Genomic DNA, 17,850 nt, shown 5'->3' on the forward strand with positions numbered 1-17,850 from the left:
GACAGATCGACAGGGCGGTACGCCCCTCCGTACCGCCCTGGGCACCGTTCACCGTCCGGCCGCCCCATCCGGCCCCCCACCGGCCCCATCAGACGGCAGAGAGTTTGCTGTCACGCCCGGAGGATTCATGACCCCGCCCCCCGCCTCTCACGATCCGTACGGCGCCTCAGTCGACGAGTACGGACACGAGGGCGACCAGCCGCTGGTGCGTCCGTACGCGATGACCGGCGGCCGGACCCGGCCGCGCTACCAGCTCGCCATCGAGGCGCTGGTCAGCACCACGGCCGACCCGGCGCACCTCGCCACGCTCCTCCCGGAGCACCAGCGGATCTGCCACCTGTGCCGTGAGGTCAAGTCGGTGGCCGAGGTGTCGGCGCTGCTCAACATGCCGCTCGGCGTCGCCCGGATCCTCGTCGCCGACCTGGCGGAGGCCGGCATGGTGGCGATCCACCAGCCGGGCAACGGAGAGACCGGCGGCACGCCGGACGTGACTCTGCTCGAAAGGGTGCTCAGTGGACTTCGCAAGCTCTAGCGGCGGCGCGGCCCGTTCAACCACCAGCGCGAAGATCGTGGTGGCGGGTGGCTTCGGCGTGGGCAAGACCACGTTCGTCGGCGCCGTCTCCGAGATCAACCCGCTGCGTACCGAGGCCGTCATGACCTCGGCGTCGGCGGGCATCGACGACCTCACGCACACCGGTGGCAAGACGACGACGACCGTCGCCATGGACTTCGGCCGCATCACCCTGGACCAGGACCTGATCCTGTACCTGTTCGGCACGCCGGGTCAGGACCGTTTCTGGTTCATGTGGGACGACCTGGTCCGCGGCGCCATCGGGGCCGTCGTCCTCGTCGACACCCGCCGCCTCGCCGACTGCTTCCCGGCGGTCGACTACTTCGAGAACAGCGGTCTGCCGTTCGTCATCGCCCTCAACGGCTTCGACGGATCCCAGCCGTACCAGCCGGAGGAGGTCCGTGAGGCCCTTCAGATCGGTCCCGGTACCCCCATCATCACCACCGACGCCCGCCACCGCGCGGACGCCAAGAGTGCTCTCATCACGCTCGTCGAGCACGCTCTGATGGCCCGGCTCAAGTAGCGGATCGGTCGGGGCGGTTGTCATATGCCTCCGCCAGGGGCGGTCTGTGTCCTTCGACACGGCCGCCCGTGCGTTCATAACGTTTCGACAGAGAATTGGGGCGCCTCGGACACCCGATGCATCCGATCGGTGTCACTGCGCTCACATGAGCCCCGCCATTTGGCGGGGCTCGCTCTTTATGCCCGTTTTATGCGAGGCCTGGACCACTGAAAGCGGTCGGTTCCCACTGTTTGGAACCGGCACCCTTCACGTGCTGCAATTCATGAACTCCCGAGTAGTACGGCCCTGAACGAAACACCGGCACAACGTAGGTGCCGACGCCGAGAGGTTGTTGGTCGAGTGAGGCGAAGCAAGGAAAGCTCCGCGGAGCAGGAGACGCGGGGCAACTTCACGCCGCCGTCGCGCACAGCCGTGTGGCCCGCGGACGTGCCCGTCACACCGCCGCCCGCCGCGGCGGCCGGCAAGGGAAGCTCCAGCAAGCTGTCGCCCCGCAACTGGCGGGTGCCCACCCGGCTGAACGCGATCCTCCTCATACCCGTGCTCGTCGGCCTCGTCATGGGCGGCTTCCAGGTCAAGGGAGCGATCGACACCTGGCAGGAGGCGCAGGACGCCGAGAAGACGGCGCTCATCGTGAGCGCCGCCTCGGAGTACAGCACCGCCCTCCTCAACGAGCGCGACCTCACCGCGGGGCCCCTGCTGGCCGCGAAGACCGCCCAGGACCGCAAGGCCGACGAGGTCCAGCGGGCGTACGCCGCGACCGACGCCGCCCGGCTGAAGTTCGACGAGGCCGCCAAGAACCTGCCCTCGGGCCAGGGCCTTGAGCGCCGGCTGCGCCTCTTCAGGGACGAGGAGCCGAAGCTCGACGCGCTCCGCAAGGCCGCGTACACCCGTGCCCTCGACCCGGTGAACACCCAGCTCGGGTACACCGGCGTCCAGCACTACCTCACCGAGTTCTCCAACGAGCTCGGCCTCGGCACCGGCAACATCACGGCCTACGGCCGCAGCGTCTACGCCGTCCAGCTCGCCAAGGGCGCCGAGTCGCTCCAGCGCTCCATCGGCACCCAGCTCCTGGTCCGGCCCAGCCGCCAGGAAGCCGTCTTCGCCCAGCAGTCCGTGGCGTTCAACTCGTACAACTACCTGGAGCAGATCGCCCTCGGCGAGTTCGCCTCCGGTGGTATGCCCGAGGACGTCGAGCTGATGAAGAAGGTCATGGCGGCCAAGGCCGCCGAGGGCGCCAAGCAGATGCAGTCCGCCGGCGTCGAGCTGCCCAAGGGCAAGGACGGCTCCGTCTACTCGGGCGTGGCCTCCGCGATCGGCTCCACCAAGGACCCCGAGAGCCTCGCGGCGCTCAAGTCCAAGGGCATCACGGCCGAGACCTGGATGGCCGTCGCGACCGCCAAGTTCGACGGCTACTCCGAGGTGGAGAAGGCCCTGGTCGACAAGGCCGTCGCCGAGGCCGTCAAGATCTCCGACGAGGCCAAGACGGACGCCTGGGTCATCGGCGGCATCGTCGTCGTCGCCCTGCTCGCCGCCTTCATCCTGGCCGGGATGATGGCCCGCCAGATGAGCCGCTCGATGCGCGAGCTACGCAACGCCGCCTTCGGCATCGCCGAGCAGCGTCTGCCGATGCTGGTCGACCAGCTCTCCCGCACGGAGCCGGGCCGCGTCGACACCCGTGTGCAGCCGATCCCGATCGACTCGCAGGACGAGATCGGCGAGGTCGCCCGCGCCTTCGACCAGGTCCACCGCGAGGCCGTCCGGCTCGCCGCCGAGCAGGCCATGCTCCGGGGCAACGTCAACGCGATCTTCACCAACCTCTCGCGCCGCAACCAGTCGCTGATCGAGGGCCAGCTGACCCTCATCACCGACCTGGAGAACAACGAGGCCGACCCGGACCAGCTGGAGAACCTCTTCCGCCTGGACCACCTGGCGACCCGTATGCGCCGCAACGGCGAGAACCTCCTCGTCCTCGCCGGCGAGGAGCCGGGCCGCCGCTGGGACCAGCCGGTCCCGCTGGTCGACGTCATGCGCGCCGCCTCCTCCGAGGTGGAGCAGTACGAGCGCGTCGAGCTCGCCGGCGTCCCGGAGGCCGAGATCCACGGCCAGGCCGTGACCGACCTCGTGCACCTGCTCGCCGAGCTCCTGGAGAACGCCACCACGTTCTCCTCCCCGCAGACCAAGGTCCGCGTCACCGCGACCCGTCTCCCCGACGGCCGTGTGATGGTCGAGATCCACGACAAGGGCATCGGCCTCACCGCCGAGGACTTCGCGGACATCAACCACAAGCTGGCGAACCCGCCGACCGTCGACGCCGCCGTCTCGCAGCGCATGGGCCTCTTCGTGGTCGGCCGGCTCGCCGACCGCCACGGCATCCGGGTCCAGCTGCGCCCCTCGGGCGAGCAGGCCGGCACGACCTCGCTGGTCATGCTGCCGGACGCGATCACGCACGGCGGTGGCGGCGAGCAGCCGGTCCAGGCCGACTTCACCGTCTCCCAGATCATTCCCGAGCAGCAGCGGAGCGCCTTCGAGAGCGCACCGCCGCAGCAGCAGCAGATGCTGACCGCCGCCGACCTCGGTTTCGACGACTCGCGTTACGAGCAGCCGGCCGAGGAGGAGCGTCCGGTCGACCCGGTCGACCGTTCGCTCAAGCGCGAGGGGCGGCGCGCCGCCCTGGAGGCCCAGGCGCAGGGCGGTGACCGTCCGCTCTTCCGCGACGAGGCGGAGCCGCGGGCGGAGGAGTACGGGCAGGACCAGGAGTACGCGCAGCAGGGCCAGGCCCAGGAGTACGCGCAGGGTCAGGAGTTCGGGCAGCAGCAGCCGCAGCAGGCCCAGGAGTACCCGCAGGAGCAGTACGCCCCGGCGCAGGAGTACGGGCAGCAGCAGCCGCAGCAGGCGCAGGGGTACGGCCAGGAGTACGGGACCGGCTTCCCGCAGCAGCAGGAGGGCTACGCGTACCCGCAGCAGGGGTACGAGGCGTACCCGCAGCAGGGCTATGCGGAACCTTCGTACGAAGCTTCGGAAACCGAACACCAGCAGTACGGCAATGCGTTCGATGCCCAGTCCCACCAGGGCGAGTGGCAGGACCAGAGCGCGTACCAGGGCGGCTACCAGCAGCAGTACGGAGCGGAATCGGAATCTGCTCCGGGCGCTCCCGAACAGGCCCCCGACCGCGTAGGCTTCGACCGTCCGGGTCCGACCCCGAGTGCCGCCCCGGACGCCGGTCACGCGCTGACCGACGCCGGTCTGCCGCGCCGCGGCAGCGTCGCCCCGCCGAACCGGCAGGCGCCGCAGCAGCAGGCACCGCAGCCGGTCGAGCCCGCGCAGCCGGCGCAGGAGCAGCAGAACGAAGCCGCCGGTCCCGACGATTGGCGCTCGACCAACGACGAGCGCTGGCAGCGGGCCGGGAAGCTCAAGGACCCGAAGGCGGGCGGGGTCACCTCGTCCGGTCTTCCCCGCAGGGTCCCGAAGGCCAACCTGGTCGAGGGCACGGCGGAGCAGACCCCGCAGGGCGGCCCCCAGGTCTCCCGCGCACCCGAGGACGTCCGGGGCAGGTTGAGCAACCTGCGCCGGGGCGTCCAGCAGGGACGCAGCGCGGGAACGGACACGAACGGATCGGGCCTCGGCCCGGGCAGTACCTACAACCAGGAGCGTTAGTGTGAGCATGAGCCAGGCGGCGCAGAATCTGAACTGGTTGATCACCAACTTCGTGGACAACACCCCTGGGGTGTCGCACACGGTGGTGGTCTCCGCCGACGGACTCCTGCTGGCGATGTCCGAGGGATTCCCCCGGGACCGCGCCGACCAGCTGGCGGCCGTCGCCTCCGGACTGACCTCGCTGACCGCGGGCGCGTCCCGGATCTTCGAGGGTGGTGCGGTCAACCAGACCGTGGTGGAGATGGAGCGCGGCTTCCTCTTCCTCATGTCGATCTCGGACGGCTCCTCGCTGGCCGCGCTCGCTCACCCGGAGGCCGACATCGGCCTCGTGGGGTACGAGATGGCGCTGCTCGTGGACCGCGCGGGCACCGTCCTGACCCCCGACCTCCGGGCGGAGCTTCAGGGAAGCCTTCTCAACTAGAAGTTCTCTCAACCAACAGACAGACAGTGCGTTTCGCGCCACCGCCCCGTAAGGTGCGGTGGCGCGGTTCCAAGGGACATGGACCGCGACGCAGTCGGAGGAGGAGACATGGGAACACCACCGGGCGCAAGCCCCTACAACGGTTATGACGCGCACCAGGCGCCGCTTGGCGACCCCGCGCAGAACCGGTTCAACTTTCCCTCCACCCCGAGCAGACAGGGTGTGTCGCAGCCCTACCGGCAGCCTCACGCTCCGGCCGCGGGTGGACAAGGCGCCTCGCGCGCCCAGTCCGCCGCGGGTTCCAGCAGTTCGGGCGGGCACAACCCGCTGGTGCGTCCCTACGCGATGACCGGCGGCCGGACCCGGCCGCGCTACCAGCTCGCCATCGAGGCGCTGGTCAGCACGACCGCCGATCCGTCCAGGCTGCAGGGGCAGTTGCCCGAGCACCAGCGGATCTGCCGGCTGTGCTTCGAGATCAAGTCGGTCGCGGAGATCTCGGCCCTTCTCTCCATCCCCCTCGGCGTCGCCCGAATCCTCGTCGCCGACCTGGCCGAGGCCGGACTCGTCGCCATCCACCAGCCGGGCGGCGACGAGTCCGCCGGCGGTCAGCCAGACGTGACACTGCTCGAAAGGGTGCTCAGTGGACTTCGCAAGCTCTAGCGGCGGCGCGGCCCGTTCAACCACCAGCGCGAAGATCGTGGTGGCGGGTGGCTTCGGCGTGGGCAAGACCACGTTCGTCGGCGCCGTCTCTGAGATCAACCCGCTGCGTACCGAAGCCGTCATGACCTCCGCCTCCGCGGGCATCGACGACCTCACGCACACCGGCGACAAGACGACGACGACCGTCGCCATGGACTTCGGCCGCATCACCCTGGACCAGGACCTGATCCTGTACCTGTTCGGCACCCCCGGGCAGGACCGTTTCTGGTTCATGTGGGACGACCTGGTCCGCGGCGCCATCGGCGCCGTCGTCCTCGTCGACACCCGCCGCCTCGCCGACTGCTTCCCGGCGGTCGACTACTTCGAGAACTCGGGCCTGCCCTTCGTCATCGCCCTCAACGGCTTCGACGGGAACCAGCCCTACCAGCCCGAGGAAGTGCGCGAGGCTCTGCAGATCGGCCCCGACACCCCCATCATCACCACCGACGCCCGCCACCGCGCGGATGCCAAGAGCGCCCTCATCACGCTCGTCGAGCACGCCCTCATGGCACGACTGCGGTAGCCGTCCCCCGGCGTCCCCGTACCGAAGGCCGCGCTCCCCCGCCGGGAGCGCGGCCTTCGGCGTTCCCGCGCACGCCGTCCCGGCCGCTCGGGGGTCCGGGCAGCGGAAAGGGCCGGACCCCGGGTCACACCGGGGTCCGGCCCTTCCGTGGCTCCGTCGGGCCTCAGGGGCGCCGACGGGGCCTTCGTGCGGTTCAGCGCCAGCTGTGCGGCGCGCGGAAGCCGTGCTCGCGCTCCAGACGGCGCCAGCCGGCCGGGGTGCGGCCGTGGTGGCCCGCCGCCGGGTCCTCGTCGGACCGGGAGGCGGCGCGGGCGAGGAGGACCGCGGTGATGGCGGCGAGTTCCTCGGGGTCGGCGTTGCCCTTCTCCACTCGGAGAAGGTTGGCAGGGGTGGTCACGTGGCTGACTCCTCTTACTGAGGCGGGTTGCCGTGCTTGCGGGACGGCAGGTCGGCGTGCTTGGTACGGAGCATCGCGAGGGACCGGATGAGCACCTGGCGGGTGTCGGCGGGGTCGATGACGTCGTCGACCAGGCCGCGCTCCGCCGCGTAGTACGGGTGCATCAGTTCCGCCTTGTACTCCTTGACCATGCGGGCCCGCATGGCTTCGGGGTCCTCGGCCTCCGCGATCTGCTTGCGGAAGATCACGTTGGCGGCGCCTTCGGCGCCCATGACCGCGATTTCGTTGGTGGGCCAGGCGTACGTGAGGTCGGCGCCGATGGACTGGGAGTCCATCACGATGTACGCGCCGCCGTAGGCCTTGCGCAGGATCAGTGAGATCCGGGGCACGGTCGCGTTGCAGTACGCGTACAGCAGCTTCGCGCCGTGGCGGATGATTCCACCGTGCTCCTGGTCGACGCCCGGCAGGAAGCCGGGTACGTCCAGAAGGGTGATGATCGGAATGTTGAAGGCGTCGCACATCTGCACGAAACGCGCGGCCTTCTCGGAGGCCTCGATGTCCAGGACACCGGCCAGCGTCTGGGGCTGGTTGGCGACGATGCCGACGACCTGGCCGTCCAGGCGGGCGAGGGCGCAGATGATGTTGCGGGCCCAGCGCTCGTGGATCTCCAGGTAGTCGCCGTCGTCGACGAGCTCCTCGATGACCTTGTGCATGTCGTACGGACGGTTGCCGTCGGCGGGCACCAGGTCGAGCAGGACCTCCGAGCGGCGGTCGGCCGGGTCCTCGGAGGCCACGGTGGGCGGGTTCTCGCGGTTGTTCTGGGGGAGCATCGACAGGAGGTAGCGGACCTCGGCGATGCAGGTCTCCTCGTCGTCGTAGGCGAAGTGGGAGACACCGGAGACACCCGCGTGGACGTCGGCGCCGCCGAGCCCGTTCTGGGTGATCTCCTCACCGGTGACCGCCTTGACGACGTCCGGACCGGTGATGAACATCTGCGAGGTCTCGCGGACCATGAACACGAAGTCCGTCAGCGCCGGACTGTAGGCCGCGCCACCCGCGCACGGGCCCAGCATCACCGAGATCTGCGGGATCACACCCGACGCACGCGTGTTGCGCTGGAAGATCCCGCCGTACCCGGCGAGCGCCGAGACGCCCTCCTGGATACGGGCACCCGCGCCGTCGTTCAGCGACACCAGCGGAGCACCCGCCGCGATCGCCATGTCCATGATCTTGTGGATCTTCGTCGCGTGCGCCTCGCCCAGCGCGCCACCGAAGATCCGGAAATCGTGCGCGTACACGAAGACCGTACGGCCCTCGACCGTCCCCCAACCGGTGATCACACCGTCGGTGTACGGCTTCTTCGCCTCCAGGCCGAAACCCACGGCCCGGTGCCGGCGCAACTGCTCGACCTCACTGAAGGAACCCGGGTCGAGCAGCAGCTCGATGCGCTCGCGCGCCGTCAGCTTGCCTTTCGCGTGCTGAGCCTCGGTCGCCCGGTCGCTCGGGCCGCTCAGCGCCTGCTCGCGCAGGACGTGCAGCTCGGCCACTCGGCCACGGGCGTCGGTGGGCTCGCTCGGGATCTGGTCCACAACGGTCATGTTCCGACCCTACGAAGTCGGACAAGAAAACCCCGCCGTCCACTCCGTACAGTCTCGCGTGTCGATTCCTGGTGGGGCCGGACAGATCCGTCACCTGTCCGGCCCGAGTCGACAGCCAGACACCCCTTGTGTTTGTAGGGGTTCGACATAGACCTCGGTGGAGCTAGCCCAGGACCTCACACCGGTGGGTCGCGCCCCGCGTGCCCGGCGTGATCCGGAGCCGTAGCGCGCGCCCGGTGGCGAGGACCTCCACGGACGGGTCGTGGGAGAGCACCCGGCGGACCGGGCCGTCCCAGACCAGTTCCAGGGGCTGCCCGGTACGGAGCGGTTCGGAGACCCTCAGGTCGAGCACCGAACGGCGGCGGCGCACGAGGACGCTCGCGGGCGCCGTGGTGGTGAGGGGTCCCACCGTACCGGCCTGCCAGAGGTTGGCGGCGGTCAGCCCGAGGGAGGGGACGGCTATGCCCTGCCGCTCGGCGGTGTTGTCGAGTACGCGCAGCCAGCCGGGGTCGGCGGCGCGGGCCGCGAGCGCGCGCCGGGAGGCGCCCGGCATCAGGAGGTAGGCGTACGAGGCGGCGACCGGGTCCGTGCCGTGGTCCAGCCAGAGCGTCTGGTAGCGACGGGTCCGGCGCTCGGTGGAGCTGGTGGTGTTGATGTCGCTCCAGGCCCCGGTGCGGTCCTCGCGCAGGGTGCGGAGGTCTCCGGTCCCCCCGGGGAGGACCCAGCCGCCGTGGCCGTCCAGGTGGGCCCAGCGCGCGCCGGTGGTGAGGGCCTGGGTGCCGGCCTCGCCGAGGAGGCGGTTGTCCACGACCGTTTCGACGGGTACGCCGTCGGTCGCGGTGATCCCGGCGCCGAGGCAGATGACCGCGTCGGCGGCGCAGAACCAGGACTTGCGGGCCTCCAGGGTGGAGCCGAGGCCCTTGAGGTGCTGGCCGACGGCCGCGTACTCGCCGTCGGTGGCCCCGCCGACCCAGCGCACGGCCGGCTTGGGCGCGCCCCACTCGCCGCCCGCCCGGTCGGCGAGCGGCTTGGTGGAGACGGTGGTGCCGGGGAGGCGGTAGGGGTCGACGGTGGGCCAGAACCAGTCGGTGTACTGGTCGCCGAGGTCCGGGGTCCACCAGGAGAGCATTCCGGCGCCGGTGTGCCAGCCGCGCGGGTTCTCGCCGTTGCCGCACTCGTAGTACGTGATCCGGTCCGAGGCCATGGCGATGTTGGCGGCCCAGCCGGGGCGGCGGTGGACGGCCCGGTCCATGGCGGGGAAGAGCCGGTGGCCGGTGGGTTCGGGGGCGGCCGGGACGGGGGCGGCGGCCACCGCGTGCAGCCGGGCGAGGTCGGCGACGCCGAACTGGCGGGCGGTGAGGATCGGGGAGACGGTGTCGCGCCGGATCCAGCCCTTCACGCGCGCGTGCCAGCGGTCGCGCTCGGCGGCGGAGGCGCCGCCCGCGAGGAGGGCGATGGCCGCGATGACGCCCTGGCCGTGGAAGTGGTCGGAGCGCATGATCCGCCGGTCGTCGTTCCTGAGGAGACCTCGGCTGATCGCGCGTCCGTTGACGCTGTCCATCATCAGGCCGTCGTAGATGAGGGGCGCGTAGGCCTTCTCGACGCTGTCGAGGACGATCTGGCGGTTCGGGTCGGTGACGGCCCAGGGGGACCCGGCGAGGAGGGTGAAGAGCCGGCCGAGGCCGTCGAGCATGACCTGGCCGTAGGTGCCGGAGTAGGCGACCCAGGTGTGCTGGACGAAGGAGCCGTCGGCGTAGAGGCCGTCGCCCCGGGTGACGTACGGGAAGACCGGCGAGAGGGCGTCCCGGGCGAGGGCGATCTTGGCGGGGTTCGCGCCGAGGACTCCGCGCAGCGCGACCGAGCGGCACAGGTCGACGCGGTTGGCTCCGGTGGAGGTGCCGGTGTAGTGCGTGAGCACGGAGTCGGGGACGAAGTGGTCGACGGCGGCGCACGCGGCGGCGATCCGCTCGGCGCCGAGGTGCGGGTGGAGCACGGCCACGATGTCCATGAGGAGGCGCGGGCTGCCGATCTGCCACTCCCACCAGTTGCCGTAGCGCGCGGCGCCCGCCCGGTAGACGGTGGCGGCGAGGTGGTCGAGGCCGCGCAGGACGTCGGCGAGCAGGCCGCCGTCGCCGGTGAGGCCGGTGCCGGGCTGCGCGTAGGCCTGGGTCATGGTCCAGAGGCGGCTGTAGCTCTGGGTGACGCCGGCCGGCGGGTCGAAGGGGGCGTCGGGCCAGAGGGAGGTGGCGGTGGGGGCCAGGCCGGCGCGGAAGGCGCGCGCGAGCGTGCCCGTCTCGGCGAGGCGGGAGGCGTAGGGCTCGGCGGTGGCGTCGAAGCCGGAGCCGAGCTGGAGGTCGAGCCAGCGGAGCCGCAGCACTTCGAACTCGTCCTGTGCCGCGTGGGCGGTGGAGGGGAGTCCGAGGGCGGCGGCCGCGGCGGAGGCGGTGACGAGGAAGGTACGGCGGGACCAGGCGGGGACGGGCACGGGAGCCTCCCGGGGGAAGTGGTGGAGACCGTTCGGCGCCTGGTGTAGCACCGGATTTCCGACGCAATCAATGAGCACGGCACAGCCTGCCGAAAGCGCTTTCGGCAGGCCGTGTCCGTTCAGCCCCCGCAGTGGAAGCGGGCGTCGCCCCAGTCGGCGTGGTCGTTGCCGTTGCCGTCGCCTCCGTCGTCGGCCACCAGGTCGACGTAGGAGGCGCCGGTGACGTCGGCGGTGAGCGACCAGGCGGTGTCCGTGGCCTTGAGGACCGGGGACTTCACCTTCTGCGTGCCGTCCGCGAGGACGGTGAACCGGACGCTGCCCCGACTGGTCTGGACGTCGTCCACGCCGACCTCGGCGGTGAGGGAGGTGCACCGGCCGCCCAGGAAGTAGCGGACGGTGGCGGGGGCGTGGCTGCCCAGGCCCTTGGCGTACGTCACTCCCCCGATCCGCAGGGGGGAGCCGTCGCCGGCGTCGGTCTCGCCGTTGGAGAGGTCGCGCTCGACGGGGCCCCAGCCGTTGGTGGCCGAGGTCCAGTCGAGGTCACTGGCCCAGCTGTCGGCGGTGGGCGGCGGCGGCAGGGTGCGGACGGTGGTGGCGGCGGTGAGCTTCCGCTCCCCTGCCCCGGTCGTGTACGTGAGGGAGGCGCCCAGCGTGTACGGCTGGTGGGCCGTGTCCACGGGCGGGGTGACCTGCCAGGTGGCGGTGGCCCTTCCGCCCGCCGCGACGGTGCCGAGGGTGACGGGCGCGGCCGGTTCGGCGGTCCAGCCCGCCGGGAGGATGAGCCGGGCCGCGGCACCGGAGACGTCGCCCGCCTCGTCGTTGCCGAAGGTGGCCGTGACCCGGTTCGGGCGGCCGGGCTCCAGGGCCTCGGGCCCGGTGACGTTCAGCGTGCCGCAGGCGGCGGGCTCGGCGGCCGGGCCGAGGTCCGTGACGGTGAAGTCGTCGAGGACGAAGTCGGCGCCGTCCGGGGCGTCACCGCGCTTGCGCAGGCCCGTCCAGGTGTCGCCGCAGCCGGCGGTGACGGTCTCGGTGAAGTGCCCGGTCGTCCGCTGCTGCCCGAGCGGGGTCCGGCGGGTCTCCACGGAGGTGCCGTTCGCGCGGTCGTAGCCGGTGATCCACTCGTACGCGCCCGCGTGGCTGGACTGGTGGGCGAACGCGACGCGGTAGCTGTGGCCGTCCTTCATCGGGACGGTCCAGGGCGCGGTCCGGTAGACCAGTCCGCTGTTCTCGTCGTGGGACTTGAGGGACTCGGCGCCGCCGATGACGTCGTCGACCGGCTTCCCGTTCCAGCCGGCCTGGGTGTACGGGGCGTGCAGCTGGGCGATGTGGGTGCGCGGGTCGGTCGTGCCTCCGGAGTCGCCCTTGAGGAAGGGGCCCCAGCCCTGGTCGACGGCCTCGAAGTCCTCGTACGCCACGGTCCCGGGCCTGGTGGCGGGGGCGTTGGCGACGATCCGTACGTCGTCGATCCGGACGGTGGCGGCGCTGCCGCCCGCGGCCTCGATCCTCAGCGGGGTGCTGCCGCCGCGCGGCGCGGTGAAGGTGACCTTGGCGCGCTGGAAGCGGGTGCCGTTCCAGTCGGAGGCGGCGACCCGGTCCTGGAGCGCGGAGCGTTCGACGGTGACGGACCTCCCGCCGATCGAGAGGGTGGTGGGCCGGGTCTTCCCGGCCTCGACCTCGATCAGGGCGGAGGCGGTGTAGCTCCGGCCGGGGGTGAGCCCGGTGATCCGCTGCCCGACCGAGGCGGTGGCGGTGGCGGAGAGCTTCGCGCTGTTGCGGCCCTGCTCGTCGGTGTCACGGGCGACGGTGCCGGTCTTCGTCCAGCCGGTGAGCCCGGTGTCGTTGAAGCCGGGGTCCTCGACCGGGGTGCCCTGGCCCCACTTCGGGGCGGGCTGTCCGGGAGCGCGGTCGGGGTACAGGACGTAGGGCTGTCCGGCGACCGCGTCGAGGGTGATCCTCCCGCCGGTGGGCCGCACGGTGGCGGTCCTCACGCGCCCGTTGTCGGTGAGCTTGTACACCGTGTACGAGCGGGCGTCGGCCGGGACGGCCCAACTGGTCGTGCCACCGTCCTTGTTGTAGTGGTAGAGCTTCCTGCCACCGTCCCAGGGGAGCAGGTAGTCCTCGCCGTCGAGGACCTTGCGGCCGTTGTCGTAGAAGGTGCGCGTGCCGTTCTCGACGGTGCCGCGGACCCCGTCGGTGAAGGTGAGGTCGTTGCCGTTCCAGCGGGTGATCCTCTGCTGCTGGAGGTACTTGGCGGGCAGGTTCCGCTGCCAGATGTTGGCGGTGAAGTCGTTCCAGTCGGTCTCGCCGGTCCAGCCCTCGAAGTCGACGAGGGCGGTCTGGCCGAGGACCGGGTGGTTGTTCCAGACGTCCTTCTCGCCGTTGCGGATGAAGCGGACGATCTGCGAGTTGAGGCCCTTGTTGGTGGCGCCGCCGTAGTCGAGGTCGTTGGCCCAGTGGGACCAGAGGGAGGCGCGCTCGAACTTCTCGGACCACTCGGTGGCGACGTTCCAGCCCTGCTTCTGGACGGCCCTCATCGTCTCGTCGGCGATCCAGCCGTGGGTGTAGTAGACGTCGATGTAGAGCGTGGAGAGGTTCCGGTCGGTCTCGTCGCGCAGCTGCTGGAAGCGGCGGGCGAGGTCGCCGCTGTTGATGTCGCGCCGCTGGTCGATGTAGTAGCTCTGGTTGAGCCAGTTCCAGCCGGGCTTGGTCTTGTCGACCAGGGTCTCGCTGAAGTTCCTCGCCTCGGGGTACGACTCGGTGGCGTTGACGTGGACGCCGAAGTCCGCTCCCCACCTGCGGCCCTCCTTGAGGAGGACGTTGAGGTCGGCGAGGCCGCCGGCCCGCTTGTTGTAGTTGCCGCCGTAGTCGGGGTGGGCGGAGTCGTGGCCCTCGGAGCCGTACCCCTTGAGCAGCGCGAACTGGCCGAGGCCGTCGGTGGAGAGCGAGATCCGCTTGACGTCGTCGAGGGTGCGCAGGAAGGGGTGGGTGGCCTGGGAGGCGAAGTTGAACGGGATGTGGGCGACGACCCGGTCGGGGGTCTCCTCGCTGCCCGGGGCCTTGATCCCGATCGTGCGGAAGGCGACGGCGCCGTCCTGCCAGTCGGTGGTCCCGTCGGCGTTGGCGTCGGGGGTGACGACGACCTTGGCCCAGGGCAGCGCGTCGCCGCTCGCGGGCTTCGGGGCGCCTTCGCCGCGGTAGGTCCACTGGCCGGACCAGACGCCGACACGGGTCTCGGTGCCGCTCTGGCGGGCCTGGTGCCAGAAGCGGGCGCCGTCGCGGGCGGACGCGCCGGAGGGCTTGTCGTAGCTGGAGTTGGACTCGACGGCGGCGGCCAGCCGGCCGGTGTTGACGAGGGCGTAGCTGGCGCCGACCGGGGCCGCGTCGGCGGCGGTGGCGTCGGTGACCTGGGCGAAGACGTCGGCGGTGCGGGTGGAGTCCGGGTCGAGCCGGGTGAACGCGGTCGCCGCGCCGGCGTCCCCGGAGCCCACCGAGACCAGGTCGTGGCCGGGTATGTCGAGGGTGCCGACCCGGAAGCCCTCGGTGTCGCGGACCGCGGTCACTTGGAAGGTGGTGGTCCGCCCGTCGACGCCGAGCCGCGCGTCGATCTCGACGCCTGGCAGGTCGGGGAAGGTGAGGGTGTACGCGGCGGAGGAGCCGGTCAGGACGGGGGCGCCCTTGGCCCGGACGGTGTGGGCGGTGCCGTTGAGCACGACGTGCGTGACCGGGGCCGTACTGCCGAGGAGCCGGGCACCGGTCGCGCGGTCGGTGTACGAGAGGACGCGGGGGAAGTCCTCGGCGACGGCGACGGTGAGCCGGGAGGAGGAGATCACGGGGGTGGCCGCGGTCGTGGCCCCGGCGGCGGGCGCCCGGCTCCCGGTGCCCTCGGCCAGGGCGGGACCGGCCAGGGCGAACACGGCGGATGAAGCGACGGCGAGTGCGCAGGCCGCGCGGATTCTTCGCGAAGGGGGGAGGGACATGCGCCCTAGTTGGCCCCGCCCCGGCGGCACCGTCAACGAGATCGCGCCGCGCGGGCCCCTCCAGTCCAAGAACCCCCTTCGGTTAGTCCAAGTCGACCGCCGAAGGGGGTTCTCGGGGCCGGGGTGGGTGGTCAGCAGCCGCCGCAGTTGTAGAAGATCACGTCCCAGTGGTTGCCCTCGTCGGCGTAGACGTTGCCCGCGCCGGACTTCCACTGCGGGGCTCCGTCACCGCGTACGCCGATGTAGGTGAAGGTGTTCTTGATGTAGTTGCCGAGGCAGGTGTACTTGCTGAAATCGAGCTTGTAGCCGTTCCAGTGGGAGTACGTGCCGCCCGCGTGGCCGGTCTCGGTGCCGCCGGTGATGTTGAGGGCGCAGCCGCTGGCGCTCCTGAGGGTCTGGGCGCCCTGGGCGGTGGCGAGGTTGAGCTGCTCGAACGAGGTACACGTGGGGTTGTTGCGGTTGGAGCAGCCGCCGGACGAGGACCAGGTGATCCCGGACGACCGGAACATCGAGGTCGCGGTGGAGTGGCTGATCTTGGTGACCGCGTGGGCCTCGCCCGCGGCGGTGAGGACGCCCACGCCGGGCGCGAGGAACGCGCCGAGGACGAGGGCCAGCGCGGTCAGGACGGAGCGGAGCTTCATCGGAGTGCCTCCTGCTGGGGACCGTGAGGGGTGGGGACGGCGGTGCAGGTGGTGCCGGTGGGGCTGATGGCGCGTGGGCCGGCAGGGCTGGTGGAGCCGGTGGGGCTGGTGGCGCGTGGGCCGGTGGTGGCGGTGGCGCGTGCTGCGGCTCCGGCCCATGGGGTGCCGGTGGCGCGAGTGGAGCCGGTGAATCCGGTGGCGCAGGGAGATGGTGCCGCAGTTCTACGCGCGTCCGAAAGGGGGCCTCGCCGGATTCCTCGTCGGTCCGGGTGAACATCTCCCGAAGATGTTGAATGTTGAACGGAATGGGGTTACAGTCATTCTCGTTGAAGGTTCAACAAGCGCCGACAGCCAACGTCCCGATCAAGGAGCAAGTCATGGGTCTCTTCAACCGCAGGAACGAGTCCGCCGTCGCCACCGCCACCCTCCCCGTGGACCCGGCCCTGGCCGCCCTGACCGGCGACTACACCATCGACCCGGCCCACAGCAGCATCGGCTTCACCGTCCGTCACGCCATGGTCACCAACGTGCGCGGCACCTTCGCCGAGCACGAGGGCGCGCTGACCCTTGACGGCTCGAACCCGGGCGCCTCCACCGCCTCCATCGAGGTCCGGATCGCCTCCGTCGACACGGGCATCGCCGACCGCGACGGCCACCTGCGCAGCGGCGACTTCTTCGACGCCGAGCAGTTCCCGCTGATGACCTTCCGCTCCACGCAGGCCGAGCAGCTGGGCGGCGACAAGTACCGGATCACCGGCGACCTGACCATCAAGGACGTCACCAAGCCGCTCTCCATCGACCTGGAGTTCAACGGCGCCGCGACGGACGTCTACGGCAACGAGCGCGTCGGCTTCGAGGGCTCCGCCGAGATCCTGCGCTCCGCGTGGGGCCTGACCTGGAACGCGGCCCTGGAGACGGGCGGCGTGATGGTCAGCGACAAGGTCAAGCTGAACTTCGACATCTCCGCGATCAAGAGCGCCGCCTGAGCCGGGGCCGTCCCCCGGTTCCACCCCTGACACACGAGCGCGCCCGCCCTCCGCAGCAGCGGAAGGCGGGCGCTCGGCGTTCCCCGGGCCGGGTCAGCCCAGCTTCCCGGCGGCCGCGACGACCGCCGCGATCAGACGCTCGTTCTCGGGGGCACCGGGGCCGCCGAGGAAGGCGAAGCGGCGGCGGGCGTAGCTGTAGGCGAGGCCGGTCGACGGGTCGGCGAAGGCCTGGGAGCCGGGGGCGCCGCTGTGACCGACGGCGGTGGGGCCGAGCTCCGGGTGGCGGGTGGCCAGGGGGACGAAGCCGAGGCCGAAGGCGTTGTCGCTGCCCGTCACCAGGTCCGTGCCGGCGGAGTGGATCCGGGACACCTCGGCCAGGGTGTCCGGACGCAGGAGCGGGGCGCGCCCGTCGAGCTCGCCGGCGATCGCCGCGTACATCCGCGAGAGGCCGCGCGCGGAGCCGATGCCGCCCCCGGAGACCGGCGCCTGCGCCCGGACGGCACGGGAGTTGGCGTACCCGACGATGTCGAAGGGCGGGTCGGCGTGGAAGTTGAAGGCGATGGCCGCGAGGCTGTCCGGGGCGATCGGGTTCTCCGCGAGGAACGCCTGCTCGGCGGGGGTGGGCAGCATCGGCAGGGCGGGACGGAAGCGGGGCTCCAGCTCTTCGGGGAGGCCCAGGTAGTAGTCGAGCGCGTAAGGGGCGCGGACCCGCTCCTCGTACAGGTCCTGGATCGTCCGGCCGGTGGCCCGCAGGACCACCTCGCCGACGAGGGCGCCGATCACGAGGCCGTGGTAGCCGTGGCCGGTGCCCGGCTCCCAGAAGGGGCGCTGCCCGGCGAGGCGGGCGGCGATCGCGCGGTCGTCGGCGAGCTCGTCGGGGCTGAGGCCGCCGTCGGCGCCGATGACGCCGGAGCGGTGGGAGAGCAGCTGGCGCAGGGTCAGCTTCTCCTTGCCCTCGGCGGCGAACTCGGGCCACCAGGAAGCTACTTCGCGGTCCAGGTCGAGGACGCCGTCCTGGACGAGGAGGGCGACGACCAGGGCCATGGCGCCCTTGGAGGAGGAGTAGAGGCCGAGGAGCGAGTCCCCGTCGACCCCGTCGCCGCCCCAGAGGTCGACGACAAGGCGGCCGTGGTGGTGGACGGCGAGCTGGGCCCCGCCGTCGCGCGCCTCGTGCGCCGCGACGGTGGCGAACTCCTCTCGTACGGACTCGAATCCGGGCTCCACCGTGCCATGGACATGGCCCTGGACGTCACTCATCGCGCTGCTCCCCCTGCAAGGTCGTCGGCTCGTTCACAGACTCGAACGGTCGAGGCCGCGATTCCCTTCCCACGCACCCGGGTTCGATCCGGTCGGGGGCGTTGTCAGTGGCGGCGTC

Annotated in this window: 13 protein-coding genes; 7 read left to right on the forward strand and 6 right to left on the reverse strand. The window is 71.3% G+C overall.

Going from position 1 to position 17,850, the window contains the following annotated elements; all coding sequences use genetic code 11:
* Window positions 1-127 precede the first annotated feature (127 nt).
* The 6 genes from ACRRSS_RS28070 (at window position 128) to ACRRSS_RS28095 (ending at window position 6,391) form a co-directional block, all read left to right on the forward strand.
* The gene (locus ACRRSS_RS28070) at window positions 128-532 is read left to right on the forward strand and encodes a DUF742 domain-containing protein (protein WP_015036420.1); all 405 of its coding nucleotides are present in this window, start codon (window positions 128-130) and stop codon (window positions 530-532) included.
* The gene (locus tag ACRRSS_RS28075; RefSeq protein WP_055602619.1) at window positions 513-1,094 is read left to right on the forward strand and encodes a GTP-binding protein; all 582 of its coding nucleotides are present in this window, start codon (window positions 513-515) and stop codon (window positions 1,092-1,094) included. The genes ACRRSS_RS28070 and ACRRSS_RS28075 overlap by 20 nt, the downstream gene beginning before the upstream one ends.
* 339 nt (window positions 1,095-1,433) lie before the next feature.
* On the forward strand, window positions 1,434-4,748 hold the full coding sequence (locus tag ACRRSS_RS28080) for a nitrate- and nitrite sensing domain-containing protein (RefSeq protein ID WP_435973851.1): 3,315 nt from the start codon (window positions 1,434-1,436) through the stop codon (window positions 4,746-4,748).
* A 7-nt stretch (window positions 4,749-4,755) separates the two neighbouring features.
* A complete protein-coding gene (locus ACRRSS_RS28085) occupies window positions 4,756-5,169 on the forward strand; it encodes a roadblock/LC7 domain-containing protein (protein ID WP_317877038.1) in 414 nt (137 codons plus the stop codon).
* Between the two features lie 108 nt (window positions 5,170-5,277).
* On the forward strand, window positions 5,278-5,829 hold the full coding sequence (locus tag ACRRSS_RS28090; RefSeq protein WP_435973852.1) for a DUF742 domain-containing protein: 552 nt from the start codon (window positions 5,278-5,280) through the stop codon (window positions 5,827-5,829).
* Complete coding sequence (locus ACRRSS_RS28095) at window positions 5,810-6,391, forward strand: GTP-binding protein (protein ID WP_015036414.1); 582 nt, start codon at window positions 5,810-5,812, stop codon at window positions 6,389-6,391. Before ACRRSS_RS28090 ends, ACRRSS_RS28095 begins: the two co-directional genes overlap by 20 nt.
* 193 nt (window positions 6,392-6,584) lie before the next feature.
* Here ACRRSS_RS28095 and ACRRSS_RS28100 read toward each other — a convergent pair whose 3' ends face one another.
* The 5 genes from ACRRSS_RS28100 to ACRRSS_RS28120 form a co-directional block, all read right to left on the reverse strand.
* Window positions 6,585-6,788, reverse strand: coding sequence for an acyl-CoA carboxylase subunit epsilon (locus tag ACRRSS_RS28100; RefSeq protein ID WP_351907304.1), 204 nt, complete (start codon window positions 6,786-6,788; stop codon window positions 6,585-6,587).
* Between the two features lie 14 nt (window positions 6,789-6,802).
* A complete protein-coding gene (locus ACRRSS_RS28105; RefSeq protein ID WP_435973853.1) occupies window positions 6,803-8,386 on the reverse strand; it encodes an acyl-CoA carboxylase subunit beta in 1,584 nt (527 codons plus the stop codon).
* A gap of 163 nt (window positions 8,387-8,549) precedes the next feature.
* On the reverse strand, window positions 8,550-10,871 hold the full coding sequence (locus tag ACRRSS_RS28110; RefSeq protein ID WP_435973854.1) for a polysaccharide lyase 8 family protein: 2,322 nt from the start codon (window positions 10,869-10,871) through the stop codon (window positions 8,550-8,552).
* A gap of 119 nt (window positions 10,872-10,990) precedes the next feature.
* The gene (locus ACRRSS_RS28115) at window positions 10,991-14,848 is read right to left on the reverse strand and encodes an endo-alpha-N-acetylgalactosaminidase family protein (protein WP_435973855.1); all 3,858 of its coding nucleotides are present in this window, start codon (window positions 14,846-14,848) and stop codon (window positions 10,991-10,993) included.
* Between the two features lie 131 nt (window positions 14,849-14,979).
* Complete coding sequence (locus ACRRSS_RS28120; RefSeq protein WP_435973856.1) at window positions 14,980-15,489, reverse strand: hypothetical protein; 510 nt, start codon at window positions 15,487-15,489, stop codon at window positions 14,980-14,982.
* A 377-nt stretch (window positions 15,490-15,866) separates the two neighbouring features.
* Here ACRRSS_RS28120 and ACRRSS_RS28125 point away from each other — a divergent pair, with 377 nt between their 5' ends.
* On the forward strand, window positions 15,867-16,475 hold the full coding sequence (locus ACRRSS_RS28125; RefSeq protein ID WP_435973857.1) for a YceI family protein: 609 nt from the start codon (window positions 15,867-15,869) through the stop codon (window positions 16,473-16,475).
* 93 nt (window positions 16,476-16,568) lie between these two features.
* On the opposite strand, the gene ACRRSS_RS28130 is transcribed toward ACRRSS_RS28125, so the two are convergent.
* Window positions 16,569-17,732, reverse strand: a complete 1,164-nt coding sequence (locus tag ACRRSS_RS28130) for a serine hydrolase domain-containing protein (RefSeq protein ID WP_435973858.1) — start codon at window positions 17,730-17,732, stop codon at window positions 16,569-16,571.
* Window positions 17,733-17,850: the final 118 nt, after the last annotated feature.

This window comes from Streptomyces sp. Qhu_M48, assembly GCF_051305195.1.
GTDB lineage: Bacteria > Actinomycetota > Actinomycetes > Streptomycetales > Streptomycetaceae > Streptomyces.